Origin of the sequence: Streptococcus pseudopneumoniae (genome assembly GCF_001072925.1) — a bacterium.
GTDB lineage: Bacteria > Bacillota > Bacilli > Lactobacillales > Streptococcaceae > Streptococcus > Streptococcus pseudopneumoniae_Q.
In genome coordinates this window covers 1-25701 of sequence record NZ_JVHE01000120.1, presented here as the reverse complement: position 1 = coordinate 25701, position 25701 = coordinate 1, and the positions used below count along the sequence as shown (strand labels likewise).

Annotated in this window: 29 protein-coding genes and 1 tRNA gene; 7 read left to right on the top strand and 23 right to left on the bottom strand. The window is 39.6% G+C overall.

Features of this window, described 5'->3' with window-relative positions:
* The 4 genes from ADH81_RS09820 to ADH81_RS10895 form a co-directional block, all read right to left on the bottom strand.
* The coding region (locus ADH81_RS09820) for a Spy0128 family protein (protein ID WP_049528717.1) at positions 1–2448 on the bottom strand (2448 nt) is incomplete at its 3' end.
* A gap of 411 nt (positions 2449–2859) precedes the next feature.
* Positions 2860–3495 (bottom strand): SGNH/GDSL hydrolase family protein, encoded by a 636-nt coding sequence (locus ADH81_RS09815; protein WP_049528714.1) that lies wholly within the window; start codon positions 3493–3495, stop codon positions 2860–2862.
* A gap of 1 nt (position 3496) precedes the next feature.
* The gene (locus tag ADH81_RS09810; RefSeq protein WP_049528711.1) at positions 3497–4324 is read right to left on the bottom strand and encodes an HAD family hydrolase; all 828 of its coding nucleotides are present in this window, start codon (positions 4322–4324) and stop codon (positions 3497–3499) included.
* 21 nt (positions 4325–4345) lie between these two features.
* A complete protein-coding gene (locus ADH81_RS10895; protein WP_080979319.1) occupies positions 4346–5665 on the bottom strand; it encodes a CapA family protein in 1320 nt (439 codons plus the stop codon).
* Positions 5666–5825: 160 nt separating this feature from the next.
* On the opposite strand from ADH81_RS10895, the gene def reads away from it, so the two are divergent.
* Both def and rlmB read left to right on the top strand, forming a co-directional pair.
* On the top strand, positions 5826–6437 hold the full coding sequence (def, locus tag ADH81_RS09795; RefSeq protein WP_001272935.1) for a peptide deformylase: 612 nt from the start codon (positions 5826–5828) through the stop codon (positions 6435–6437).
* A gap of 44 nt (positions 6438–6481) precedes the next feature.
* Positions 6482–7210: a 23S rRNA (guanosine(2251)-2'-O)-methyltransferase RlmB gene (gene rlmB, locus ADH81_RS09790; RefSeq protein WP_049528726.1), complete on the top strand. Its 729-nt coding sequence runs from the start codon at positions 6482–6484 to the stop codon at positions 7208–7210.
* Positions 7211–7389: 179 nt separating this feature from the next.
* Here rlmB and trxB read toward each other — a convergent pair whose 3' ends face one another.
* The 7 genes from trxB to ADH81_RS09755 all read right to left on the bottom strand — a co-directional run bounded on the left by trxB (position 7390) and on the right by ADH81_RS09755 (position 11745).
* Positions 7390–8301 carry a thioredoxin-disulfide reductase gene (gene trxB / locus ADH81_RS09785; protein ID WP_049528709.1) on the bottom strand — a complete coding sequence of 304 codons (912 nt, stop codon included), beginning with the start codon at positions 8299–8301 and terminating at the stop codon, positions 7390–7392.
* Between the two features lie 65 nt (positions 8302–8366).
* Positions 8367–8591 (bottom strand): DUF4059 family protein, encoded by a 225-nt coding sequence (locus ADH81_RS09780; protein WP_000960970.1) that lies wholly within the window; start codon positions 8589–8591, stop codon positions 8367–8369.
* 79 nt (positions 8592–8670) lie between these two features.
* The gene (locus ADH81_RS09775) at positions 8671–9414 is read right to left on the bottom strand and encodes an amino acid ABC transporter ATP-binding protein (RefSeq protein ID WP_045762917.1); all 744 of its coding nucleotides are present in this window, start codon (positions 9412–9414) and stop codon (positions 8671–8673) included.
* The gene (locus ADH81_RS09770) at positions 9414–10214 is read right to left on the bottom strand and encodes an amino acid ABC transporter permease (protein ID WP_045762916.1); all 801 of its coding nucleotides are present in this window, start codon (positions 10212–10214) and stop codon (positions 9414–9416) included. Before ADH81_RS09770 ends, ADH81_RS09775 begins: the two co-directional genes overlap by 1 nt.
* A 156-nt stretch (positions 10215–10370) precedes the next feature.
* Positions 10371–10727, bottom strand: a complete 357-nt coding sequence (locus ADH81_RS09765) for a Spx/MgsR family RNA polymerase-binding regulatory protein (protein ID WP_049528704.1) — start codon at positions 10725–10727, stop codon at positions 10371–10373.
* Positions 10728–10739: 12 nt separating this feature from the next.
* Positions 10740–11231, bottom strand: a complete 492-nt coding sequence (locus tag ADH81_RS09760; protein ID WP_414716818.1) for a methylated-DNA--[protein]-cysteine S-methyltransferase — start codon at positions 11229–11231, stop codon at positions 10740–10742.
* A gap of 13 nt (positions 11232–11244) precedes the next feature.
* Positions 11245–11745, bottom strand: a complete 501-nt coding sequence (locus tag ADH81_RS09755) for a GNAT family N-acetyltransferase (protein ID WP_049528698.1) — start codon at positions 11743–11745, stop codon at positions 11245–11247.
* 134 nt (positions 11746–11879) lie between these two features.
* Between ADH81_RS09755 and ADH81_RS09750 the strand changes: the two genes are divergently transcribed.
* Both ADH81_RS09750 and trhA read left to right on the top strand, forming a co-directional pair.
* Positions 11880–12335, top strand: a complete 456-nt coding sequence (locus tag ADH81_RS09750) for a DUF1836 domain-containing protein (protein ID WP_049528695.1) — start codon at positions 11880–11882, stop codon at positions 12333–12335.
* Positions 12325–12972: a PAQR family membrane homeostasis protein TrhA gene (trhA, locus tag ADH81_RS09745; RefSeq protein WP_001097751.1), complete on the top strand. Its 648-nt coding sequence runs from the start codon at positions 12325–12327 to the stop codon at positions 12970–12972. The genes ADH81_RS09750 and trhA overlap by 11 nt, the downstream gene beginning before the upstream one ends.
* A gap of 29 nt (positions 12973–13001) precedes the next feature.
* On the opposite strand, the gene pdxT is transcribed toward trhA, so the two are convergent.
* The 6 genes from pdxT to ADH81_RS09715 form a co-directional block, all read right to left on the bottom strand.
* Positions 13002–13574, bottom strand: a complete 573-nt coding sequence (pdxT, locus tag ADH81_RS09740; protein ID WP_049528692.1) for a pyridoxal 5'-phosphate synthase glutaminase subunit PdxT — start codon at positions 13572–13574, stop codon at positions 13002–13004.
* A complete protein-coding gene (gene pdxS / locus ADH81_RS09735) occupies positions 13575–14450 on the bottom strand; it encodes a pyridoxal 5'-phosphate synthase lyase subunit PdxS (protein WP_049528723.1) in 876 nt (291 codons plus the stop codon).
* A 138-nt stretch (positions 14451–14588) separates the two neighbouring features.
* Positions 14589–15221, bottom strand: coding sequence for a Pr6Pr family membrane protein (locus tag ADH81_RS09730; RefSeq protein WP_049528688.1), 633 nt, complete (start codon positions 15219–15221; stop codon positions 14589–14591).
* Between the two features lie 2 nt (positions 15222–15223).
* Positions 15224–15562 (bottom strand): zinc ribbon domain-containing protein YjdM, encoded by a 339-nt coding sequence (locus ADH81_RS09725; protein ID WP_049528685.1) that lies wholly within the window; start codon positions 15560–15562, stop codon positions 15224–15226.
* Between the two features lie 138 nt (positions 15563–15700).
* Positions 15701–16372 carry a (d)CMP kinase gene (gene cmk / locus ADH81_RS09720; RefSeq protein ID WP_045762908.1) on the bottom strand — a complete coding sequence of 224 codons (672 nt, stop codon included), beginning with the start codon at positions 16370–16372 and terminating at the stop codon, positions 15701–15703.
* A gap of 8 nt (positions 16373–16380) precedes the next feature.
* Positions 16381–16869, bottom strand: coding sequence for an SAG1386/EF1546 family surface-associated protein (locus ADH81_RS09715; RefSeq protein ID WP_000410177.1), 489 nt, complete (start codon positions 16867–16869; stop codon positions 16381–16383).
* A 45-nt stretch (positions 16870–16914) separates the two neighbouring features.
* On the opposite strand from ADH81_RS09715, the gene ADH81_RS10890 reads away from it, so the two are divergent.
* Entirely contained in the window at positions 16915–17112 is a 198-nt protein-coding gene (locus ADH81_RS10890) for a ferredoxin (protein ID WP_075230460.1), read from the top strand.
* A gap of 105 nt (positions 17113–17217) precedes the next feature.
* Here the strand turns inward: ADH81_RS10890 and ADH81_RS09710 are convergent, their stop codons facing one another.
* The 6 genes from ADH81_RS09710 to ADH81_RS09685 form a co-directional block, all read right to left on the bottom strand.
* On the bottom strand, positions 17218–18165 hold the full coding sequence (locus tag ADH81_RS09710) for a glycosyltransferase family 2 protein (RefSeq protein ID WP_080979318.1): 948 nt from the start codon (positions 18163–18165) through the stop codon (positions 17218–17220).
* The gene (gene galE, locus ADH81_RS09705) at positions 18149–19168 is read right to left on the bottom strand and encodes a UDP-glucose 4-epimerase GalE (RefSeq protein ID WP_049528682.1); all 1020 of its coding nucleotides are present in this window, start codon (positions 19166–19168) and stop codon (positions 18149–18151) included. The genes ADH81_RS09710 and galE overlap by 17 nt, the downstream gene beginning before the upstream one ends.
* A gap of 106 nt (positions 19169–19274) precedes the next feature.
* On the bottom strand, positions 19275–20369 hold the full coding sequence (locus ADH81_RS09700; RefSeq protein WP_049528680.1) for an NAD(P)/FAD-dependent oxidoreductase: 1095 nt from the start codon (positions 20367–20369) through the stop codon (positions 19275–19277).
* 16 nt (positions 20370–20385) lie between these two features.
* Positions 20386–21183 (bottom strand): Nif3-like dinuclear metal center hexameric protein, encoded by a 798-nt coding sequence (locus ADH81_RS09695; protein WP_049528678.1) that lies wholly within the window; start codon positions 21181–21183, stop codon positions 20386–20388.
* On the bottom strand, positions 21170–21847 hold the full coding sequence (locus tag ADH81_RS09690) for a tRNA (adenine(22)-N(1))-methyltransferase (RefSeq protein ID WP_049528675.1): 678 nt from the start codon (positions 21845–21847) through the stop codon (positions 21170–21172). The genes ADH81_RS09695 and ADH81_RS09690 overlap by 14 nt, the downstream gene beginning before the upstream one ends.
* A 100-nt stretch (positions 21848–21947) precedes the next feature.
* On the bottom strand, positions 21948–24284 hold the full coding sequence (locus tag ADH81_RS09685) for a cation-translocating P-type ATPase (RefSeq protein ID WP_049528674.1): 2337 nt from the start codon (positions 24282–24284) through the stop codon (positions 21948–21950).
* Positions 24285–24416: 132 nt separating this feature from the next.
* On the opposite strand from ADH81_RS09685, the gene ADH81_RS09680 reads away from it, so the two are divergent.
* A complete protein-coding gene (locus tag ADH81_RS09680) occupies positions 24417–25166 on the top strand; it encodes a lysophospholipid acyltransferase family protein (protein ID WP_049528672.1) in 750 nt (249 codons plus the stop codon).
* Between the two features lie 117 nt (positions 25167–25283).
* A tRNA-Thr gene (locus tag ADH81_RS09675) sits at positions 25284–25356 on the top strand.
* The last annotated feature ends 345 nt before the right edge of the window (positions 25357–25701 follow it).

Genomic DNA, 25701 nt, shown 5'->3' with positions numbered 1-25701 from the left:
TTTTGAATCTTTCAATTGGAAAGTGAACTCACCAGCTTTCAATTCACGACCTGCGAGAGCCTTGCTGAAGTCAAACTTAGTCTTAACAGGAGCTACAACATAGTTGTTGAAGACCTGGTCATTTTCACCTTCAGCATGACCACCTGTTGACTTATAAACTGCTTGAACTTCAAGTTTATCTTGAGCATTTTGTGTAACGGTAACTGTGAGAGTAACCTCCATACCATCATAGTCAACATTCGTATCTGAACCAGCAACTTCTGTAATCTTATAAGTATAAGTACCTGGTTTTTCGAAGGTTAGTTGGCTAAAGGTTGCCTTACCATTTTTATTCGTAACAGTTTCTTGGTGTGTTCCACCTTCTTGTTTAAGGGTAAAGCTAAAGTCACCATCGTTCAAAGTACGTCCTTCAAGAACTTTACTTACTTCAGGTGTATAAGTTACTGGATCTACTTTTTCATAGTAGTAAACGGTTGGTTTATAAGGCGTTAGACTATTCAACAAGTCAACGTTGGTACCAATACCGTAATTTTCTCTTTCTAACTGTGAATTTGGAGAAAGATATCCTATATTATCTCCTAAGAATGGAACAAAGACTGTTTTCTTAGGTGTGTATCCTGCAGCTGTTTGGAAGCCAAATGCAGTTTCCTTACCGTTTGGATAGTTTACTCCGTTTATAGTTGTGAAAGGAATTGTGTACAGAGGTGTCTTCTGGACAACCAAATCTTCTGTGTTTGCCTTTCCAGGTTTTATAGGCTTGGTTTCTGCTAGTAGCATATAACCATCTGTACTTAAGGTACCGTCAGAACGCTTGCTCTGTTGCTTTGGATCAAGAAGATAGACACGAACGACAACTGAACCATCTTCTCCAACGATTTCTTTGATACGCTTGATGCCCGCACGCTCTGCGTCAAGGAATTTAGTTCCTACAGTATAAGGGCGTGAAGCATAACCAGTCATGCTATCTGCATCTGCTGTTTGATAGAGCTTGTAACCAGCAAATTTACGTTCACCAGATGCAGTGAATTTTTGACCTTCTGTAGCAGTCAAAGTGTACTTAGCTAGTTCAACTTCATTTCCGTTTGCTACATAGTCTTGAACTGTTGTATCTGTTTTGTTAGCCTTGTAGGTAGAGTTTGACTTATCTACAACCTTATAGTAAGTCGTTTTAGTCACTACCTTTGGAAGTTTGAAGTTACTGTCAGTAATCGTACGTCCATTGTAAGTAGGTTCTATGACGTTCATCACGTCAGTCGAAGTACGAGCATTATAAACTGCAGTATATCGCGATTGTTCATCAGGAGTAAGTGTGTGTCCCGGTGCTACTAAAGATGTAATACTATCTCCAACCTTATACCCTACTTGCAAATAAGGTTCGTCCGTTTTATCCCCAGCTTTTCCCTTACCTGCTTGATAGTCAATTTGGAAGGTCAACTCAGAATTTGACTTGCTTGTAGTTGTTGTAAATTGTTGAACACCGCTAGTAGCAGTGATAGTCTTTGTTTCAACTACAGCACCAGTTGTCTTATCGATCAATTCCGCAACAGAATCAGTTGAGTCACTAAAGTTCTTATAGATACGAACGTAGTAGTTAGTATTGTAGCGTTCATTGAATTTTGTAAGGTCTAAGATACTAAATGTATAGTAATCTCCAGCTTTTCTTTCATAACCAGCAGGCACATTCTGTGATTTAACAGTTGCACCAACAGGATCTGTCATATCTGGATCTGCTGTTTCACCGTCCTTAAGTGTAGTTGTAGTTGCTATTGCTTCTGTATTATGGTCAGTTGCAGCACGACGGTTACGGCGACGACCACCATTTGTAGCCAAAGCACCTGCATTTACAGTATTCTCAGCTGCCAAAGCTAGTGTTTCTGTATCTACTAGTGGTTTTGCTTCAACATTTGCTACACTAGCAGTTGTATCCAGGCTAGTTGCCTCAGCTACAGCTGAAAGTTCTGCTTTAGGCTCAGATTTTTCCTCTGGTTTAGATTCAGTCTTTTCTTCTGCCTTAGGCTTAGCTACTACAACTTCTTCTGCTTTTGAAGCAGTTGTTGCTACTGGCTTAGAAGACTCTGGTTTTGCCTCAGGACTAACAGATGTTTTTGCCTCAGTTTTTTCAGCTTTTGTTTCTTCAGATTTTACTTCAGTTGGTTCTGATTTTACTTCTTCAGACTTAGCTTCAGGTGTTGATGTTTCTGACTTAACTTCTGAAGTTCCAGAATTAGCTGAAGTTACCACATCCGTTGATGGCTCTTTCAACTTTTCCTTGTCGTCCTTGTTGTCGACTAGTTCAGTATTCTCAGTAGTTTGCTTTGCTACAATCTCAGCAGCATTTACAGCACTACCGTTAGCCATCATGAAGCTAAGGGTTGTTCCTAAGAAAACTGATGCGACCCCAACTTTATATTTTCTTAAAGAAAATCGTTGTTGCTCTCTTCTTATCATGTGATAAGTTCTCCTTTTTAAACATTTTAACTAATAATATGTAAGAATATTTGGAATTTTCAGAAAAGAAAAAGCTATCCTCCACACTACAGTAACGCCATTAGTATACCATATTCTAGCCTTTCTATCAAGGATAGTCTGGCTCTTAAAACTATTCCAAAAATGCATAATATTCATTTACTAGTAATATTTAACACTTCGTAATTTCAAGTCTTTCCATTTAAATATAAGTTTTCAATCCTCTTTATACTGAATATGGCAAAAATGCTTTTGTATTCAAGGGAAGTTATCATAAAATGAAAAAATTCAACTTATAGATCATAGTGCATGTTTATCACTTTTTTATATCTACAAGAAGAATTTTTATAATATTTATGACTCTTAAATTTATTTCATGTCAGTAAAATATATTTAAAAAATATATTTTATTAAAGTATTTGATAAAGCTTGATAACCAGCGACACTGAGATGAAGACCATCTGTTGTGTAGTCTGCCTTGAGTTGCCCTTCCTGATCTAGTAAGTTCTCGAAAACAGGCACAAATTCAACCTGCATATAGGCAGAGGCAAGGTCTTGATAGGCTTGGTTCCAGGCCTTGATTTTCTCATTGGTACGAATATAAACAGTCTGCTTGAAGTCCGTACTCTCATTGACCGGTAAAATGGAAACTAGCTTTATCTGTGACAGTGGATAGTCGCGAGAAATACTTTGAATCACGCTCTCAAGATTGTTTAGCGTTTCATTCATTGGAACATCTTTTCCAATGTCATTTGTCCCAATCAATAGTACAATTTGGTCCACTGCATCGCCATAGAGGTGAGCATCAAGATTTTCTCGTAAAAGTCCCGTCTGGTAGCCTCGAATTCCTCGGTTCACAATAGTTTTTGACGTTCCCAATAATTCTTGCAAGGGATAATATTCAATAATGGAATCCCCGATAAAAATGATATCTGGTTCAATTACCGAGATTTGATTAAGTTCACGATACTTGGTTTGAATTTTCTCTTGCTCTTTTAAGAGCCAGTTCTCTAATAGTTGTACTGCCAAGTTACTCTCCTTTTTCTAGCCAGTTTTCTAAAACTTGGTAAACACCTGCCTGACTGTTAGCTGGCGCTATTTTGGTGGCTACTTCTTTGACAGTCTCCTCTGCATTTTCCATCGCATAAGAAACACCTGCTAACTCTAGCATTTCGATATCATTTTCACTATCACCAAAGGCCATAATTTGTTCAGGTTTCAAGTCCCAACGTTTGAGCAACTCCTCTAAGCCCCATGCCTTATGAATCCCATCTTGTAAGATATCGATACAGCCATAGCCACTCGAAACAGCTCGAACATGACCATCAAATAATTCATTGATTTCTTGCAAAACGGATTCTGATCGTTCTTCACCAACAACCATACTCATCTTGAGAACACCACCAAAGAGACTAGAATCAAATTCATCAACAAAGTGCATTCGTTGATAGAATTTCTCTATCATCTCCTGAGTCATAAATTTATCAAGTTCTGTAAAGACAGTTCCTTCCTTGACAAAACCGCCATTCATAGCGGTTACAACAAACTGATCCTGGCACTCTCTGCCTTTAAAATGAGCTAAAGCTCTATCAACCATAGCATTATCCCAAGTTTGTGCTTGAATCAATTGATCATTTTCGAATATACGAGCACCATTAGCAACCACAAGAACTACTCTTTCTGCTAGATGTCCCAGTAATTGTCTCATTCGATGAACTTCATTTCCAGTTGCAATGACAAAACGAACATCTCGTTGATCTAGCTGATCTAAAATTTTCTCTAGTCGAGGTAGGTCCAGTTGTCCTTGAGGATTCAACAAAGTACCGTCCATATCCGTTGCTATTATCTTAATATCCATCTTGCTCCTCTTTTAATGTCACTACCACTTCAAACCTACATGCTCGTTCATTTCTTTATAAGCTGTATCAATCCGTTGCTTGGTGGCCTCGTCTAACTGACTACGGTATTTCCCACCCTCTATAAAATCTTCCAAGATATAGGTTTGGTAAAGATAGAGTGGGTAGCCTTCTGGAGAATAACCCCCTTTGGGAGTACGACTCACCCAGCTTGGATGGGCCTGGGCCGTCTCGATAGTCGTTTTACCAGATTTCTTCTTAATCGTTACATCCATGAGAACTCCACGTTCCGTCCACTTGGCATTTTCAACATCCTGCATGGTTTCAATCCGTTGATTTGAGATAAAATTCCCCATAGAGTAGATGATAAGCTTTTTATCACCGTCTTTTTCAACCGTTTCAGCTGGTTCAACAACGTGTGGGTGACCACCAAAGATAATATCAGCTCCCCAATCAATCATTTTATGGTAAAGTTTCTTTTGCTCCTCTGTTGGCTCAATTTGATACTCAACTCCCATCTGAGGCATGATAATTGTAATATCCGCCTCCTTCTCTGCTCGTTCAATTTCAGCCTTCATTTTATCTTCGTCTAAGTCTGAAAGATAACGATTATAATCCTCTTGAGAAATGCTTTGTTCAATGCCGTTAAAACCATAGGAATAAGCTAAAATAGCAACTTTAATACCATTAACTTCCTTGATCAGTAAAGGCGCCTTATCTCGTGATTCATGGGTATAGACCCCGACCGGTGTCATTCCTGCCTTTTCAATAGCATCTGCAGTTGAAACCACGCCCTCAATCTGAGAATCCAAGATATGATTGTGAGCCAAATCTAGCACTTGATAGCCCGCATCTTTTATAGCGTCCATGACTTCACCAGGTGCATTAAACAAAGGATAACCTGCAAGATAGTGGTCTTTATTTACGGTTCCTTCGAAATCACCAAGAACTAAGTCAGCTTGCTTCAGCCAAGGTTTCACATATTCAAAATTTTCATGAAAATCATAGGTACCGTCTGATTTTTTGGCTGAAATGTAAATAATGTCATGATAGAGCAGATCACCATTGGCCATGATCCGAGCACTTGTTTCTTGTTCTGTCTCTGCATTCTTTGCCTGAGAACTTGACTGTTGGTGTGTGGAACTTGGATCACTACTGCTTAAAGAAATCCCTCGAGCTCCCTCCACTAATAAAGTAAGCATCATCGAGATAACTACCGAAGTTAACAAGACCACAATAAAAGTGCGATTATTCCACTGCTTATAGTTCCTGAAAAACCGAACAGTATTTCTAATAGCTTGTAAAACGGGACCATTTTTTCTTCTACTACTACGTTGTTCCATAACTTTTCTCCCATAATTTTAAAGTCATATTTCTTATTCTATTATACCACAGACAAATAGGTATTTCCTTTTATTATATTATTTTTTAGCAACTTCTGTGACTTTCTTTCTCATCTGTTTTGTGTTATCATGTAATTGTAATGGAAGGAAAGGAAAGAATATGTCTGCTATAGAACGAATTACCAAAGCTGCTCATTTAATCGATATGAAAGATATTATCCGCGAAGGGAACCCTACTCTTCGTGCCGTTGCCGAAGAGGTCTCTTTCCCCTTGAGCGACCAAGATATCATTCTTGGAGAAAAAATGATGCAATTTTTGAAACACTCGCAAGATCCTGTTATGGCTGAAAAATTAGGGCTACGTGGAGGTGTTGGGCTTGCTGCACCGCAATTAGATATCTCAAAACGAATCATTGCCGTGCTAGTACCAAATATCACTGAGGAAGGTGAAACTCCTCAAGAAGCCTATGACTTACAAGCTGTTATGTACAATCCTAAAATCGTCTCACATTCAGTCCAAGATGCTGCTCTAGGTGAAGGAGAAGGTTGCTTGTCTGTTGACCGTGCTGTTCCAGGTTATGTTATCCGCCATGCTCGAGTAACTGTCGATTATTTTGATAAGGATGGAGAAAAGCACCGCATTAAACTTAAGGGCTATAACTCTATTGTAGTTCAACACGAAATTGACCACTTAAATGGCATTATGTTCTACGATCGCATCAATGAAAAAGACCCATTTGAAGTTAAAGATGGCTTACTCATTCTTGAATAAAGAAAATCCCGTTGCAAGGCGGGATTTTGTGTTATAATGAAGATATGAAAACAAACGATATTGTCTATGGCGTTCATGCCGTCACAGAAGCTCTTTTAGCAAATACTGGAAACAAACTCTACCTTCAGGAAGATTTACGAGGAAAGAATGTGGAAAAAGTTAAGGAATTGGCTACTGAAAAGAAAGTATCCATTTCTTGGACTTCTAAAAAATCACTTTCTGAGATGACTGAAGGAGCTGTTCACCAAGGTTTTGTCTTGCGCGTTTCTGAATTTGCCTACACTGAACTTGAGCAGATTATTGCTAAAACACGCCAGGAAGAAAACCCACTACTACTAATCCTTGATGGTTTAACGGACCCACATAATCTCGGTTCTATCTTGAGAACAGCGGATGCAACTAATGTTTCAGGTGTCATCATTCCCAAGCACCGAGCTGTCGGTGTTACTCCTGTCGTAGCAAAAACAGCAACAGGTGCGATTGAACACGTTCCCATTGCCCGCGTGACCAATCTCAGCCAAACCTTGGACAAACTCAAGGATGAAGGCTTCTGGACATTTGGTACTGATATGAACGGAACTCCTTGCAACAAATGGAATACCAAAGGAAAGATTGCTCTCATTATCGGAAATGAAGGCAAAGGTATCTCTAGCAACATCAAGAAACAAGTAGACGAGATGATCACCATTCCTATGAATGGTCACGTACAGAGCCTCAATGCCAGTGTTGCTGCTGCCATTCTCATGTACGAAGTCTTTAGAAATCGACTCTAATAAAAAGTGAGGTTGGGACAAAAGATCCCAACCTCACTTTTTATTAGCAATCAAACTTTGACGCGGTAGCTGATTGAACTTTTTGTTCGTCTTTTGGACTCCAAAAAGCTCTAATCATACTCGCGGGCTGGGACTACGAAATCGAGACTTTGTCTATCGATTTCTGTCCCACCGCCTTTTTAACTATGTTCAGTAATATATTTATAGGCCTCTTGACCTGCAATAGCACCATCTCCAACAGCTGTTGTAACTTGTCGAAGGTCTTTTTGACGAACATCACCAACAGCAAAAATACCTGCAACGCTTGTTTTCATGTGGTCGTCTGTCACAATCCAACCCGCTTGGTCTCGAATCTGCAACTCTTGGACGAAGTCACTAACTGGGTCCAATCCAACATAGATGAAGACACCACCAAAGGCTTGTTCTGTCACTTGTCCTGTTTTAACATTTTCAATGGCAACCGACTCAACACGGTTTTCACCCTTGATTTCTTTGACAACCGAATCCCAAATGAAGTTGATTTTTTCATTGGCAAAAGCTCTATCTTGCAAGACTTTTTGAGCACGAAGCTCATCTCGACGGTGAATGATAGTTACAGACTTAGCAAATCGTGTTAAGAAGATTGCTTCTTCAACTGCTGAGTCACCTCCACCTACGACCAACAAATCTTGGTCGCGGAAAAAGGCTCCATCACAAACCGCACAGTAAGAAACACCACGGCTATTGAGTTCTTCTTCACCTGGAACTCCCAAGAGACGGTGTTTAGAACCAGTCGCCACAATAACTGTACGTGTTTCAAATTCTTCATCAGCTGTGATAACTTTTTTTACATCACCATGGTCTTCAACATTTTCAACAAAACCGTAGAGATGCTCAACACCCAGATTTTCAAGAGGTTCAAACATCTTTTCTGCTAATTCTGGGCCACTGATATTGGCATAGCCTGGATAGTTTTCAATGTCAGAGGTGTTATTCATTTGACCACCAGGAAGTCCACCTTCAATCAAAGCAACTTTCAGATTACTGCGTGCTGCATACAAGGCTGCAGTCATCCCAGCAGGACCTGCACCGATAATAATCGTATCGTACATTCTCTTTCCTTCTTTCTTGTTGTAACTATTTTTATTCTAACGAATTAAATCCCATTTTACAACTATTAAGCCTTGAGAACCAACAAGATGCTCATGGTTGCAAATGACAATACTGGAATGGTCAAAACTCCAATCATAATCATATCGTAGAGATGGGCTTGACGTGCTTTAGCAGTTTTGTCAACCCCCGACAGAGCTCTAAGTCCAATCCAGAGTCCCAAAATAATCAAGACCAGTAGAATTGTCAACACTAAACTCTCTAAATACAAAGCAAATAGCTGAACTAGCATGCTCTCTCTCGTTTCTATTAATTTTAAAGAGCAAACCCAGTTAGCCTAGCTAACTGAGTCTTTCTTATTTTCTATTATATCAAATATAGGTTCGTTTGTAACTAGCAAAGAATTCTTTTGTTCGTTCTTCTTTAGGATGATTGATAATCTCATCTGGTGTTCCAGACTCAATAATCTTTCCTTTATCCAAGAATAAAACCTTATCAGCTACCTGAGAAACAAAGGACATATCATGACTGACCAAAATCATAGTTTGACCAGATTTGGCAGCATTAGCAATAGATCGTTCTACCTCACCAACTAATTCTGGATCAAGGGCTGAAGTAGGTTCATCCAAGAGCAAGATTGCTGGCTTCATGGCTAAAGCACGCGCCAAAGCTACCCGTTGTTTTTGTCCACCTGATAAGTGGCGAGGATAGTGCTGTTGACGATCTGAAAGACCAACCTTAGCCAGCTCTTCTTTGGCAATCTTAGTTGCTTCTTCGTCGGAAAGTTTTTTAACAACTACCAAACCTTCCTTGACATTGTCTAGGGCTGTTCTACGTTCAAATAAGTTGAACTGTTGGAATACCATAGACAACTTGCGACGAAGAGTCAAGATTTCATCTTGAGTAATTTGAGAAAAGTCGACTTTAAAGTCATCAATCTGAATGCTTCCACTATCAGGTGTTTCCAGATAATTTAGGCTACGAAGAAAGGTTGACTTCCCCGCTCCTGATGAACCAATCAAAGCCACTACTTCCCCTTTTTGAATATCTAAATTCAGATGATCCAAGACGGTTTGACCTGAAAAGGATTTGCTTAAATTTGAAATCTTAATCATTAGCGAAGGTCTCCTTTCACATCTGTTTTCACATTATCTGGTGCTTCGATTGCCATTTTTCTCTCAATAAAGCGACCAAGATTTTCAATAGCGATATTTACCACCCAGTATACAAGGGCAACTGAGATGAAACGTTCGAAGTAACGGTAGTCTGCACCACCCAAAATCTGAGCTTGGGCAAAGACTTCTACAACACCAGCACTAAAGGCTAGGGAAGTTCCCTTGGTCAAGCCGATTAGGGAGTTAATCAAGGTTGGAGTCGCTACTACCGCTGCATTTGGAATAATCACACGACGATAGACTTGAGCACGTGTCATCCCAAGACTACGAGCGGCTTCAATCTCTCCAGGATTGACAGAAAGAATAGCAGCACGGATAGTTTCACTAGCGTAAGCTGCTTCGTTAAAAGCAAAAGCTACAATGGCAAAAGCTGCAGCCGGAATCGCATTGATATTAAAAGCAGTCCCCCATTGTTGATTCAACGCTTTTAATGCCAGAGGAATTCCATAGTAAGTCAACATCAGCTGCACTAGGATTGGTGTCCCTTTTAAGAAACTAACAAAGAATGCTTGTAATGGATAAAGAATTCTAACGCGATTAATTTTTACAATAGCAAAAACCAAAGCCAAGATGATACCAAAAAAAGCACCAAATACTGTCAACATCAATGTTGTTGGCAATTGTTGTACAATTCTTGGAATCCCATCAAAGACAGAACGAAAACTAAACAGTTTACCGTCTGGAATATACTGCATCAAGTTTTGGTACCAATCTGATGCTAAAAGTGTTGTAACATTCATAGAAACATCCTCTCCTGATAATGAATCATTCTATCATACTTCTGCCTAGATTTAAAATATTTGCTACGAGCAGAAGAGACTTTGTCTACCTACTAGTTTATCATACTTTAAAAGTGTGAGGTTATATATTTTACCTATCAAGGAGATAGAAAAAAACTATTTCAAATCCAAGTTATCGTAGGTTTTACGATAGCCAATTTGTTTAACAACACCATTCTCCACTAATATTGGACGTTTTAATAACATACCATCACTGGCCAAGAGTTTGGCTGCTTCTTTATTGGATAAAGTCCCAATCTTATCTTTTAAGCCCAGTTCACGGTATTTAATTCCACTTGTATTGAAAAATTGCTTCAACTCAAATCCTGAAGTTTCGATCCAGTTTAAAATGACCTTTTCACTTGGAGTTTCTTCTACAATATGAACATCTTTATATTCTAGTCCAAGTTGATCTAACTCTTTTTTGGCTTTTTTACAAGTTGTACATTTTGGATATTCGATAAATTCTAACATTTTCTTTCCTTTCTATTTCTTATTTTCTTGAAATGCTGCACCTTCATGCTTTAAGAGCCAAGCCTTCTTGTCAATTCCTGAAGCATAGCCTGTCAGACGTCCTCCAGCACCTAGCACACGGTGACAGGGGACAAGAATAGACCAGGGATTGCGCCCTACTGCTCCTCCGATTGCCTGAGCCGAAGCTATCTGCAAGTCCTTAGCTATCTTTCCATAAGTAACTGTCTGACCAAAAGGAATTTCCCGCAAGTAGTTCCAGACTCTTTTTTCAAAGTCACTACCAACAGGTGCCAAAGGTAACTGAGACAAATCTTGATTTTGTCCTTTAAAATAAGCATCTAAATAGCTAGCAATCTGATTTAAGATGGGATGACTTTTCACCTCAACTAGATTACACACCGACAAACCTCGCTCAAAATGGCTCTGTGCTTCAACCCATATTCCAAACAGATAGCGTTCATCTGCTACCAAAGATAAGATCCCAATCGGAGACTTGTACAGCATCTTTGCATAATTCTTAGGCATTTGATTTTAATTTTTGATAGGCCAAACGTTCCCCATCTACTGGAACTTTACCGACCTGTTTAAAACCAAGCTTTTCAAAGATATGTTGCATAGCCTTATTTTCAGCGTGCGTATCTGAACGAAAATCCAGGTAATCAAAGCCTTCAATCAAGCCTTCCAAGAAGGTCTGGGCAACACCTTGTCCTTGCACATCACTAGCGACAGCAATACGGTGAAAAACTAGATACTCTGACTCTCTTCCTTCCCAGCTTCCATCATAAATGGCTTCATAGGCTTTTTCTGGACTCTTGGTTACTGCTGCATAAGCTAAGAGCTCTCCTTCTTCCAGGGCTACATAAGCCTGACCTGAGATAATATCTTCGATAATCGTATCAGTATTTGGATAACCATTTTGCCACTGAGTGCTACCAGCTTCCGCCAAGCATTTTTTAGCTTCCTCAATCACTTGCATAATTGCATCTACTTCGTTTGGAAAGGCTAAACGAATTTCCATCTTATCTCCTCTTTTCTGACTAGTTTCTCTCATCATAGCATAATTTAAGGCTTTCTACAAGCAGTTAAAACTTGACTTTTGATTTCTATTGTTTTATAATCTAGTTATCAAAACTAGATAAACAGGAGTTGGAAATGAAATCTACTTTTTCCTACCCAGAATGGGACGAAATTCCAAACATTGATCTCTATTTGGATCAGGTCTTACTTTATGTAAATAAAGTTTGTTCCCCAATTTCTCTTGCTAAAGAGAAAGGTTTAACTGCATCAATGGTGAACAACTATGTAAAACACGGATATATCACCAAACCTGAAAAGAAAAAATACCAACGCAAACAAATCGCCCGATTGATTGCTATCACAACGCTCAAGTCTGTTTTTTCAATCCAGGAAATTGCTCAAACCCTTAATACCCTACACACAGAGACTAACTCACAAGAACTTTACAACGCTTTTGTGGACTACATGAACGAAGACATTGACCCAGCTAATCCTATTATCCAAGCAAGTTGCCAAACGGTTAAACTCTATCATCAGACACTTGCTCTTGTCTATACAGAAAATGAAGAGGAGGAAACAAATGAATACTAGTTTTAAACTTAGCAAGCGCCTTAGTTTTGGAGAAGAGATAGCAAACAGTGTCACCCATGCTGTAGGGGCACTTATCATGCTGATTTTGCTCCCTATCTCATCGACTTACAGTTATGAAGCTCATGGATTTTTATCATCGATTGGGGTGTCGATTTTCGTTATTAGCCTCTTTCTCATGTTCCTTTCATCAACCATCTATCATTCTATGGCTTATGGTTCCACTCATAAGTATGTCTTGCGCATTATCGACCATTCCATGATTTATGTTGCGATTGCTGGCTCTTATACTCCTGTCGTTTTGACCTTGATGAATAACTGGTTTGGTTACCTGATTATTGCTATCCAATGGGGAACAACTATTTTCGGTATTCTTTATAAAATCTTTGCCAAAAAAGTCAATGAAAAATTTAGTCTAATTCTCTACTTAATTATGGGGTGGTTAGTTGTGGCTATCCTACCAGCAATCATCAGTCAAACAAATCCAATCTTTTGGACTCTTATGGTATCAGGTGGGCTTTGCTATACAGTTGGTGCTGGATTTTATGCTAAGAAGAAACCCTACTTCCATATGATTTGGCATCTCTTCATTCTAGCAGCTTCAGCTCTCCAATACATTGCCATTGTTTATTACATGTAAAAATAGGCCGGGAAAATCCCGACCTATTTTTATTTGCACATATTGATAAAGTATTGATGCAAGCGAAGATCATTTGTCAATTCCGGATGAAAGGAGGTCACTAGCATATTCTTTTCTTGAGCAGCAACGATTTGATTGTTCACTACTGCCAGAACATCAACACCCTTACCAACTTCACTAATAATAGGTCCACGGATAAAGGTCATGGGAATCTTGCCAACACCCTTGCAATCTGCTTCAGTATAAAAGCTTCCTAGCTGACGTCCATAGGCATTGCGCTCTACTACTATATCCATAGTCGCTAGATGACTTTCCTCTTGAGAAGTGATTTGACTCGCTAGCAAAATCAAACCAGCACAAGTCCCAAAGACTGGTAAACCATTGAGAATAGCCTCTCTTAGAGGAAGTAGCATCTGCTGGTCACGTAGGAGTTTTCCCATAGCTGTCGACTCACCTCCAGGTAAAATCAATCCTGACAGAGTACTCTGATGCTGCTGAAAATCTTCTAGGTTTCGCAGTTCAATACTTTCTACTCCTAGTTTTGCAAGGACTTTCTCATGCTCTACAAAGGCACCTTGCAAGGCCAATATTCCAATTTTCATCTATTTTCCTCGCTCAGCCATGAGAATTTGGATTTCATTCTCATTGATACCAACCATGGCTTCTCCCAAATCTTCTGAGATTTGAGCTAGAATTTGAGGATTTTGATAGTTTGTAACTGCCTTGACAATTGCTGCTGCACGTTTAACAGGATCACCTGATTTGAAAATCCCTGAACCAACAAAGACACCTTCTGCACCTAGCTGCATCATAAGAGCAGCATCTGCAGGTGTTGCTACACCACCTGCTGCGAAGTTCACGACTGGTAGTTTTCCATGTTCGTGAACGTATTGAACTAATTCTACAGGTACTTGGAGTTCTTTTGCTGCTACATAGAGTTCATCTTCACGGAGATTTTGAATGCGACGGATTTCTTGATTCATCATACGCATATGGCGGACTGCCTGAACGATGTCTCCTGTTCCTGGCTCTCCTTTTGTACGGATCATCGATGCTCCTTCAGCGATACGACGCAAGGCTTCTCCCAAGTCCTTAGCCCCACAGACAAAAGGAACTTGGAATTCCTTCTTGTCCACATGGAAACGGTCATCAGCTGGAGATAACACTTCACTTTCATCGATATAGTCAATCTCGATGACTTCTAAAATCTGTGCTTCAACAAAATGCCCAATTCGAACCTTAGCCATAACTGGAATGCTGACTGCTTCTTGAATTTCCTTGATCATCTTAGGATCACTCATACGAGATACACCACCAGCCGCACGAATATCAGCTGGGATTCGCTCCAAGGCCATAACTGCTGCTGCTCCTGCAGCCTCTGCAATTCTTGCTTGTTCAGGATTTTGAACATCCATAATGACGCCACCTTTAAGCATCTGTGCCAAATTTTTATTTAATTCATAACGATTTTCAGTCATTTTCTCTTCCTCAATAGTTGTATTGGTAGCTACAGTTTTATTGTAAGGTAGAAATGACTCAAGAACAAGATAAAAAAAAATGATTTGTCCGGGTACAATTATATCAATCATCAAAAAAAGTACCCACAGAGGGTACTTTTATTTCTTAGATTTTTTAATGTTTTTAACAAGATAAAACAGATATCCTGAAACCATGTAGGCAACAAAGATAATGGCTGCCCATCTAAAGACAAATCCCCAACCATATTTATTGGCATTCAAGAAGAAATAAGGGAAGGGACTATCCTTAGCGTTAGGAACGTCCATCTTTAGAACAAAACCGTTTAAGATTGCAAATCCCATATAGAGCAGTGGTAAAACTGTCCATACAATAGGATCAAACCACTTATATTGACGACTCTTATCAAAAATGATGGTATCAACCAGAAACCAGAGGGGCACGATATAATGGCAAAGGAAATTTTCCAAACGGTAAAAATCTGTTGTCAAGGGAGCCAACATGAAATGGTAGATGACACAGGTAATCATGATACTCATGGTGACACCACCCTTGAGTCGCAAAAGACTTGAACTTTGCCAATGGTCACCCTCACGTCGCATCTTTAACAAAAGATAACCTGTAAAAATGACAACCAAAAGGTTGGAAAGGACTGTATAGTAAAGCAACATCCTTAAACCACCACGTTTGGTAATTTCCAGATAGACGCCTGTAAATGCGGCTAAAAACATGAAAGCCCGACTGAAAAAAATTATTTTATTCCAAACAGTCATGATTAGATCTTTTTAACAAATTCTGATTTTAATTTCATAGCACCAAAACCATCAATCTTACAATCGATGTTGTGGTCACCTTCAACAATACGGATGTTTTTAACACGTGTCCCTTGCTTCAGGTCTTTTGGAGCACCTTTTACCTTAAGGTCTTTGATCAAGGTTACTGTATCACCGTCAGCCAATTTATTTCCATTAGCGTCGATAGCAACAAAGCCTTCTTCAACCTCAGCTTGCTCAGCAGGATTCCATTCATAAGCACACTCTGGGCAGACTAGTAAGGCTCCATCTTCATAGACATATTCTGAATTACATTTTGGGCAATTTGGTAGATTGTTCATTTTATCTCCTTCTATTTTCATGATGGTTTGATTGTCAAATTTTCGTTAACAAAGACTATTATACCTTAAAATTAAAAATTTGACAAATTGCTAAAAAACCGACTCACCACTATCGTGGTAAATCGGTTAAAATTTCAATTAAAAATGTTTGACTGCTTCTGATTTAATTTTTTCGACAACTTCTAAAATACTTAGTCCTGTCGTGTCCAGATAGATTGCATCATCTGCCTGCTTAAGAGGAGAAGTTTCACGATGACTATCTTTATAATCACGCGCAGCAATCTCTTCTTTCAAAGTTTCCAAATCTGTTTCGATTCCCTTTGAAAGATTTTCCTTATAACGTCGTTCTGCACGTTCATCCACTGAAGCAACAAGAAAAATCTTCAATTCAGCCTTAGGCAAGACCACTGTACCAATATCTCGACCATCCATGACGATTCCGCCTTGTTGGGCAATTTCTTGCTGAAGGGCTACCAATTTTTCACGAATAGCTGGAATGGCTGCAAAAGCAGATACAGCATTGGTTACTTCATTTTCACGGATTGGATTGGTAACATCAACGTCTCCAACAAAAACAAGCTGTTCTCCTGTTTCAGCACGACCAAAGCTAATCGGATATTGTTCCAATAATTCAAGAAGTCGAGAAGACTCTTCTGGACTTACTTGGTTGTTCAAAGCGATGTAAGTCGCAGCACGATACATGGCACCTGTATCCAAGTAGGTATATCCAAAGTCCTTAGCGATAATCTTAGCTACTGTACTCTTCCCACTGGATGCTGGTCCATCAATGGCAATCTGAATTGTTTTCATTCTAACTCCTATCTTGTCTTAAGGACATCACCAGGATTTGCAAACCAAGTACCTGAAGACATATGACCAGGGTTCAAGGCTTCAAGTTGAGCAATAGAAATGCCTGCTCTAGCTGCAATAGCTGCCTCACCTTCACCTGCAAGGACAGTAATGGTTCCTTCAGCATTTGTATGTTCCTCTGAACTACTTGAAGAAGTAGCTTCTGCTTCAGAACTTGATGCTTCAACTGAACTACTTGAAGATGTTGAAGATACTTCCTCTACCTTAGGCGCAGAAGAATCATGAAAATCTTTCAAGGCTGCCGTACGATCACTTCCACCAGATGACAGGTAGATTAGAATAGCAATCATTCCGACAACGATAACAAAGAAAATACAAGCCAAAATCGTTAAAATACGATTAGCTCCTACTCCTGATTCCTTATTTCCTCTGCTTCTGCGTTCCGAACGACTTTCCTCGATATCGTAAATATCTTCTTGCCATGGTTCCTTTTCCATACCTTACTCCTTGTTTTTTTTCTAATTTCTTATTACAATATAAATATGAAAATCACACTTATACCTGAACGATGCATTGCCTGTGGGCTATGCCAAACCTATTCTGATTTATTTGATTACCATGATAATGGTATTGTGCGTTTCTATGATGATCCTAATCTACTAGAGAGAGACATCCCAGCTAGTGAAGAGCTACTGGAAGCTGTAAAACAGTGTCCCACTCGCGCGCTCATCAAAGATTAATTTGTCATCAGTGGTAATTCAATTTCCAAATCCCACTTCCTCTAGTTTAGCATATTTTTCCAGAAAATTATAGTCTTTTGAAGGACTTATTTTTAGCAAATCTTATCATGACTCACTCTGTTCTTTTATCAGATAGAGGGGTCTTTTTTTCGTTTCCATATAAATTTTACTGATATATTTTCCGAGAATCCCAATCGTCAATAATTGGACACCACCAAGAAATAGAATGACAGCCATCAGAGAAGTCCAACCAGAAGTTGGATTGCCCAGTACGAGAGTACGGACAACTACAAACAATGTCATCACTAAAGCCAGAAAACACGACGAAAGACCAGCAACAAAAGCTAATATCAAAGGAAAATCTGAAAAATTCACAATCCCTTCAATAGAGTAGAAAAAGAGTTGTCTAAAACTCCAGCTTGTCTTACCTGCCTGCCTTTCAACATTAGGGTATTCTAAATAGTGAGTACGGAAACCAACCCAGGCAAAGAGTCCTTTGGAAAAGCGATTGTATTCTGTCAATTCTAACACCGCATCCACAACTGATCTTCTCATCATCCGAAAATCACGAACACCCGATGGAAGAGCTACTGGGCTAATTTTTTGCATAAAACGATAAAAAAGATCGGCGCAGAAACTACGTAAAAAGGGTTCTCCTTCTCGACTGGTTCTGCGTGTTCCAACGCAGTCCAAATCCGGATTCTGATCTAGTAGTTCTTTCATCTCAAGCAAGAAGCTTGGGGGATCCTGAAGGTCTGCATCCATAACCACCACCAAATCTCCTGTTGCTTGTTGTAAACCTGCATATATGGCCGCTTCCTTCCCAAAATTTCGCGAGAAAGAGATATAATGTACTGAAGGATTTTGCTCTCGATAAACCTTTAGAACGTCCAAAGTCTTATCAGTCGAACCATCATCTACAAAAATGTATTCGATTTCTGTTTCCAAATCTGGGATCAGTGCTTCAAGAGTTTGATAAAAAAGAGGAAGTACTTCCTCTTCGTTTAAGCATGGGACTATGATTGAAATCATCATCTTAGTCTTCAAATCCATTTGGATGTTGACTTTGCCAACGCCATGCGTCTTCACACATCTCTGTAATACCAAGTTCTGCTTCCCATCCTAGCTCTTCCTTAGCTTTTGCTGGATCTGAGTAGCAAGCTGCAATATCACCTGGGCGACGTTCAACAATACGGTAAGGAATTGGACGACCAACTGCTTTTTCCATATTTTGGATAATTTCAAGAACAGAGTAACCTTTTCCTGTACCAAGGTTGTAAATATTTAGACCTGAACCTTTTTGAAGTTTCTTAAGGGCCGCAACGTGCCCTTTTGCTAGGTCAACGACGTGAATATAGTCACGTACACCTGTTCCATCTTCTGTATCGTAGTCGTCTCCAAAGACCTGAACTTGTTCCAACTTACCAACTGCAACTTGTGTCACATATGGAAGAAGGTTATTTGGAATACCGTTTGGATTTTCACCCAAATCACCGCTCTTATGCGCACCGATTGGGTTGAAGTAACGAAGTAAAACAACGTTCCACTCTGAATCTGCTTTATAGATATCTGTCAAGATTTCTTCCAGCATTAGCTTGGTACGACCATATGGATTTGTAGCTGAAAGTGGGAAATCTTCTAGGATTGGGACTGTATGAGGATCTCCATAAACAGTTGCTGATGAACTGAAGATGATATTCTTACAGTTTGTCTCTTCCATAACTTTCAAGAGACTGATAGTTCCAGCGATATTGTTATCATAGTAGGCAAGTGGGATACGTGTAGACTCACCTACAGCTTTCAAACCAGCAAAATGAATCACACCTGTTGGTTCTTCATGTTTGAAAATATCACGAAGTGTATCTGTGTCACGAATATCTGCTTCGTAGAAAGGAATTTCTACCCCAGTGATTCTTTCGACTACTTCAAGACTTTTACGACTACTGTTTACCAAATTATCTACTACAACTACTTGGTGTCCAGCTTGGATTAATTCAATGACAGTGTGAGTTCCGATAAAACCTGCTCCACCTGTTACCAGAATTTTTTCTTGCATTTTATTTCCTCAATTCTTGGATTATTTTTTTCATTTTACCATTTTTGATAGGGAAAGTCATTTACTTTCCTAAGACTATCGTAAAAACTAGGTAAAAGGTTTACTATTATTTCTTTTTAATGTATCTTTCAGTCGGATAATCTGCTGGATCCAATACTCCACTTCTCCCTTGAACCATTTGAGCTAGATGATAACCGATAATAGGACCAGTCGTTAATCCTGAAGATCCTAGACCACTTGCTGTATAGACTCCTAATAAGTTTGGAATCTGTCCGAAAAATGGAGAAAAGTCACTCGTATAAGCCCGAATTCCTACACGTTCACCAGATGAAACTGCACCCTTTAAACTTGGATAAAATGGATTCGCTGCCTCAGCCATTTGTTGGAGCAAATTTTTATCGACTGTAAGATCAAATCCCATGTCATTCTCATGGGTAGCTCCTAGAGATAACTTACCTCCAGGAAATGGTATCAAATCCCACTCACCTTCCGGCATGACAACAGGATAGCTTGCCATGTCTAAATCAACCTGATAATCTCTAAGTTGACCTTTTTGAGGACGAACATCCACCTCATAGCCTAAAGGCTCCAAAATGTGTCCAAGCCAAGCTCCCGTAGATAAAATTACTTGATCAAACATTTGATTGTCTATCTGATAGCCTGATAATAAAGGAGTTAGACTAACCTCTTTCTTTACGACCTTAACCTGACTGGCATCCAGTAAACGACTCACTAGGAGTTGCCCATCTACTCGAGCTCCTCCAGAAGCATAGAGCAATCTCTCAAATCCCTTTAGACCAGGGAATAGGCTGCTTGCAGCAGCTTGGTCCAAAATGGCTAATTCGCCAATTAAGGGAGATTCATCTCTACGTTGCAAGGCTAAGTCATAGAGTTCCTCGAGCTTGGAATCATCTTTTTTGAGAAGGAAGACTCCTGAGCGCTGGTAGAAATCAACCTTTTGACCAGTTTTTTCTAAATCAGCTAATAAATCTACATAAAAGTCTGCTCCTAGGCGAGCCATCTTGTACCAAGCTTTATTACGTCGTTTAGAGAACCAAGGACTGATGATTCCTGCCGCTGCCTTGGTAGCTTGTCCGTACCCATGATCAAAGACAGTTACTTCGACATCTGCTTCCTTAGAGAGATAGTAGGCAGCTGTTGCCCCTACAATTCCTGCTCCTACAATGGCAACTTTTTTCATTGTCTTTACCTTCTAACTAGATATGATGGAATGGATTGGTAGAAGCCTGACTTGCGACTACTTCTAGCGACCAAGCATTCTCTTCCTTCCATTCGTTCAAGAGCGCTGCAATTCTTTCCACAAAAAGCACTTCGATATAGTGTCCTGGATCCAAAGCTAATAAACCATCTGACAGCATATCTTGGGCAGTATGATAATAAATATCACCAGTGATATAAAGATCTGCTCCTTTTGCTAAAGCATCAGAATAGAAAGATTGCCCACTGCCACCACAGATAGCCACTCTTGAGATTGTCTTTTGCAAATCCTTCTCTTGATAATACACCATACGAAGGCTATCTAGACCAAAGACTTCCTTAACATGGTCAGCAAATTCCTTAAAGGTTTGAGGTCTAATAGTTCCAATACGGCCAATCCCACGTTCAGGACCTGTTTCCTGCAGATAAGTTGTATCCTCAATACCCAAAAGTTGGCAGAACCAATCATTGAGACCATTTTCAACAATATCAATATTAGTATGACTGACATAGACTGCGATATCATGCTTGATGAGATTGATATAAATCTGATTTTGAGGACGACTAGCTACCAAGTCCTTAATCGGACGAAAGATAGGTGCGTGCTTAACGATAATCAGATCAACACCCTTGTCAATAGCTTCAGCGACTGTCTCTTCACGGATATCAAGAGCAACCATAACCTTTTGAATTTCCTTGTCTAGGGTGCCAATTTGTAGACCACGACTATCACCTTCCATAGAAAATTCTTGTGGGCAATAGGCTTCATAACGCTTTATCACTTCACTTGCTTTCATGGAGCACCTCCTTAATGGCTTGAATTTTATCTGCCAGAACCTGACGTTCTTCTTGATTTTTTTCTGGAATTTGACTAAGGGCAAACTCAAGCTTAGCAGCTTCTTTTTGCCATTTTTGGATGAAGACTGGACTGACTTCTTTGGACAAGAAGGGGCCAAAGCGGACATCAGTTGCTGATAGATTCACTTTACCAGCTTCTGCAACTATAATCTCGTAAAATTTCCCAGCTTCTTTTAGAATACTTTCTGCTATGATTTGAAAACCATGCTCTTGTAACCAAGAACGCAACTCATCTTCTCGATTATTGGGTTGAAGAATCAAACGCTCAACATTGGCAAGTTTGTCTAATCCTTCTTCTAATATTGTAGCAATCAAATGACCACCCATTCCAGCAATAGTGATAACAGAGACCTGGTCAGCCTCTTCAAAAGCAGCCAAACCATTTGCTAGGCGAACCTGAATTTTCTCAGTTAAACCATGACTTTCAACATTTTTGACTGCAGATTGATAGGGACCTACCACTACCTCTCCTGCAATGGCACACTCAATATGCCCTTTTTCAACCAATTCAATGGGTAAATAAGCATGGTCGCTTCCTACATCTAGCAAAACGGCTCCTTGGGGAACAAAAGAAGCCACCGTTTCTAATCTCTTCGAAATCATTTTTTCTCACTTTCAAAAACTCTATTTCCCTTTATTATACCATATTTTATCTGGCAATCCTGCTCCTAAAAAGACCGCAATCATGGATTGCAGCCTTTCTTTATTTTCTAGTTTGATAACGACTTGTCAGGATGAAAATGATAGCAAAGATGACCATCATGATGCCATAGACAGGTAATGTTTGTTCTGTCAGTGTTGAAATTTCAAGTAATTTTTGAATTCTTGGAAATAGAGCTGTTCCAAGGAAGCCACCAACTGACCAAATAATCAAGAGAACACGCCACAGACTAAATGGCAAACAAGCTCTAACTACAGACATGAAACCAATCGATGCCAATAGATAATACAAAAGTGTCGAAATTTCAATTGCTGACCAACCTTGACCTGTTCCAAAAATTTTAACAAAGAGAACACTAAAGACTACCATCAAGGCACTTGGTAGTGCACGGAGCATGGATTTTCTGAGGAAGTTTTGTTCTACTGGTTTAATATTTCGCTCAAAGGTCAATACGAACGGTGGGAAGCCTTCCACGAACTGGTCAATCATGGTAATCTGAATCGGAATGAATGGGAAAATTAAAATCCATTCAGTACGTCCCAACAAAGCACTCGCAATACAGATGATTGCCAATAAGAATGAATAGATGGTCTTAATCAAGAAAATTGGAGCAATGTGAGCAATATTATTAACTACACGACGACCCTCAAAGAGTATCTCAGGAACATCATTAAAGTCTGAGTTCAAGAGAACCAGATTTGCAATCTGACGAGTCGCTGGATCTCCTTCAGCCATCACGATGGAACAATCTGCCTCGCGGAGAGCAAGGATATCATTGACACCATCTCCTGTCATGGCAGTAGTATGACCTGCTTTTTTCAAAGTTTGGATGATCAGTTTCTTTTGATGAGGAGAGACACGTCCGAAAATCGCTGTCTCCTCAGCCATGGCAACCAATTCCTCGTCCGTGATCTTCGAACAATCTACATAGCTGTGGTAATCTGCAAAACCAGCTTTTTGAGCAATACTTGAAACGGTAACTGGATTATCACCAGAAATAATTTTCAAGCCCACTTCCTGAGAACGAAGATAGTCTAGAGTTTCAGCTGCCCCTTCTCGGATTGGATCTAGAATTTCAAGCAAAGCCAAGGCTTGAATATCAGATGGCTTTTGTGGCTTGTGGTGATCAAGTTTTTCTTGACTGAGGGCCAGAACTAAGACACGAGATCCTCGTTCAAGAGCTTCTCTAGCCTCAGGAACTTCAGCATCCAACAACATCTCCGGTGCGCCTAGGAAAACAGTTCCTAGACCTTCCAACTCCATTGCTCCCCATTTACGATCGCTTGAAAATGGAAGATTAGAAATCATCGGATAAGTTACTTGACCTTGGAAGCGTTGGCGAATAGCTTGGGCAGTTGGATTTTTATCCTCACTGTGTGCTATATAGCTAGTTAATATTTTGGCAATGGCATCTTTATCATAATCCTGGGTCAGAGGAAGAACTGTCTCAACCTGCATCTTTCCTTGAGTAATGGTTCCTGTCTTATCCAAACAGAGCATATCCACACGTGCCAAGGTCTCAACGGAGTACATCTCCTGCACCAAGACCTTTTTCAAACCAAGCTTGATAACAGCGGTTAAAAGAGAGGTAATGGTCAAGAGGGCAATCCCCTTAGGCAACATTCCCAAAAGAGCTGTAGAGGAATTCACTACAGAAGACTTCAGTGGTAAACCTTTTAAGACCAAAGCTTCAAGCAATAGAGCAATTCCAAATGGAATGATGATTTTCCCAGTAAAGCCTGCAAGCTGGTCTAGCGATTTCATGATGCGTGAGTTGATCGGTTTAACTGTCTTAGCTTCAAGCATGAGTTTGGCTGCATAGTTATCTGCCCCTACATGATGAACTTGAGCAAAGACAGAACCACTGGCAAGAAAACTACCTGACAACATTAAGTCTTCTACTTCTTTTTGCACCAAGTCGCTCTCGCCCGTTAACATGGCTTCATTGACTTCTGCAAAACCTTCTAATACAATCGCATCACTTGGAATCTGATCCCCCGCAGACAAGCGAATCACATCATCCAAAACAAGTTCTTCTGGATCTAAAGCAATCTCTTGTCCATCACGGATAGTGGTAATCTTTTCTTTATTCAAGAGATTGAGTTTATCTACCATATGTTTGGCACGTAGCTCGGTTACAATTCCTGAAAAAGCATTAAAACAGATAACCGCAAAGAAGACCAAGTTGCTCCAGGCTTGAACAAAAGCGAGCGCTAATGCAATAGCAAAGTTTAAAGCATTGAAGAGAGTAAAGACATTTCGTTTTACAATCTGCCAAGTACTGGTACTAGCTGATGCTTTGAAATCATTGACCTGTCCCTGTTTCTGACGTTCATTAACTTCTGATTGGCTTAAGCCTATAATTTTATTTTTATCCATAATTTCTATCATATCATTTTTTTTAAAATAATTCTAATTTCATATGAAGAGCAATTCCGCCTAAACAAAAAAACATTTGCTTGTCCTACAACGATAAGGTATAATAAAAGAAAGAAAATTGAAGGAGACACCATGTTTTATACTTATCTTCGTGGGCTGGTTATGTTGATTCTCTGGTCTATCAACGGTAATGCTCATTATCATAATACGGATAAAATTCCGAGTCAAGATGAAAACTATATCCTAGTTGCTCCCCATCGTACTTGGTGGGATCCTGTCTACATGGCATTTGCGACCAAACCGAAACAGTTTGTTTTTATGGCTAAAAAGGAACTGTTCTCTAATCGAATCTTTGGTTGGTGGATCCGTATGTGTGGTGCCTTTCCTATTGATCGGGAGAATCCTAGCGCTTCGGCTATCAAATATCCTATCAATGTCCTTAAAAAGAGCGACCGATCTCTCATCATGTTTCCAAGTGGTAGTCGTCATTCTAACGATGTCAAAGGGGGCGTAGCTCTGATTGCTAAAATGGCCAAGGTTCGCATCATGCCAGTTACTTACACTGGTCCAATGACCTTAAAAGGACTCATCAGTCGCGAACGTGTCGATATGAACTTCGGAAATCCTATCGATATCTCAGACATTAAGAAAATGAATGATGAAGGAATTGAGATGGTTGCTGAACGTATCCAATCAGAATTCCAACGTCTAGATGAGGAAACGAAACAATGGCACAATAACAAAAAACCAAATCCTTTGTGGTGGTTTATTCGCATACCAGCACTGATTCTTGCTGTCTTAGTTGCGATTGTTACCATCATCTTTAGCTTTATTGCAAGTTTTATCTGGAATCCAGAAAAAAAACAAAATCAATTAGGTTAGAATAAAATGGCTGAGGGATATTCTCTTAAGCCATTTTAGTTTGACTGACAGCTGATTACTTTTAAATAAAACATTTTATTGACAAAGATTTGATTCTATAGTATACTTTTTAAGTAAGCTGATTTAGCTCAGTAGGCAGAGCGCATCCATGGTAAGGATGAGGTCGCCGGTTCGATCCCGGCAATTAGCATTGTTGATCAGTTCCTTGGTATAGGAACTTTTTTTATTGACATTTTATTGACCTTATAGTAAAATAAAACTTGCGATGAGTCGATATGTAGCGAGAGCTACTATTGAGCAAAGGAGGTCATAACGCAGGAGCGGACCTTGAGAAATTGTGTGAACCAATTTCTCACATGGAGATGCCTCTCAGGCTTTCTGGTTTTTCCAGAGAGCTTTTTTTATTTTCCTAAACACTACTAAATCCTATCTAGGTTTAGTCGTAAAGATACTAAGATGACCAATGAAATCTGGCTCTTTTCTACCATTTGTCAAGTATATCAAGGGCCTTAAGTAAAAAAAGAGATAAGACAGT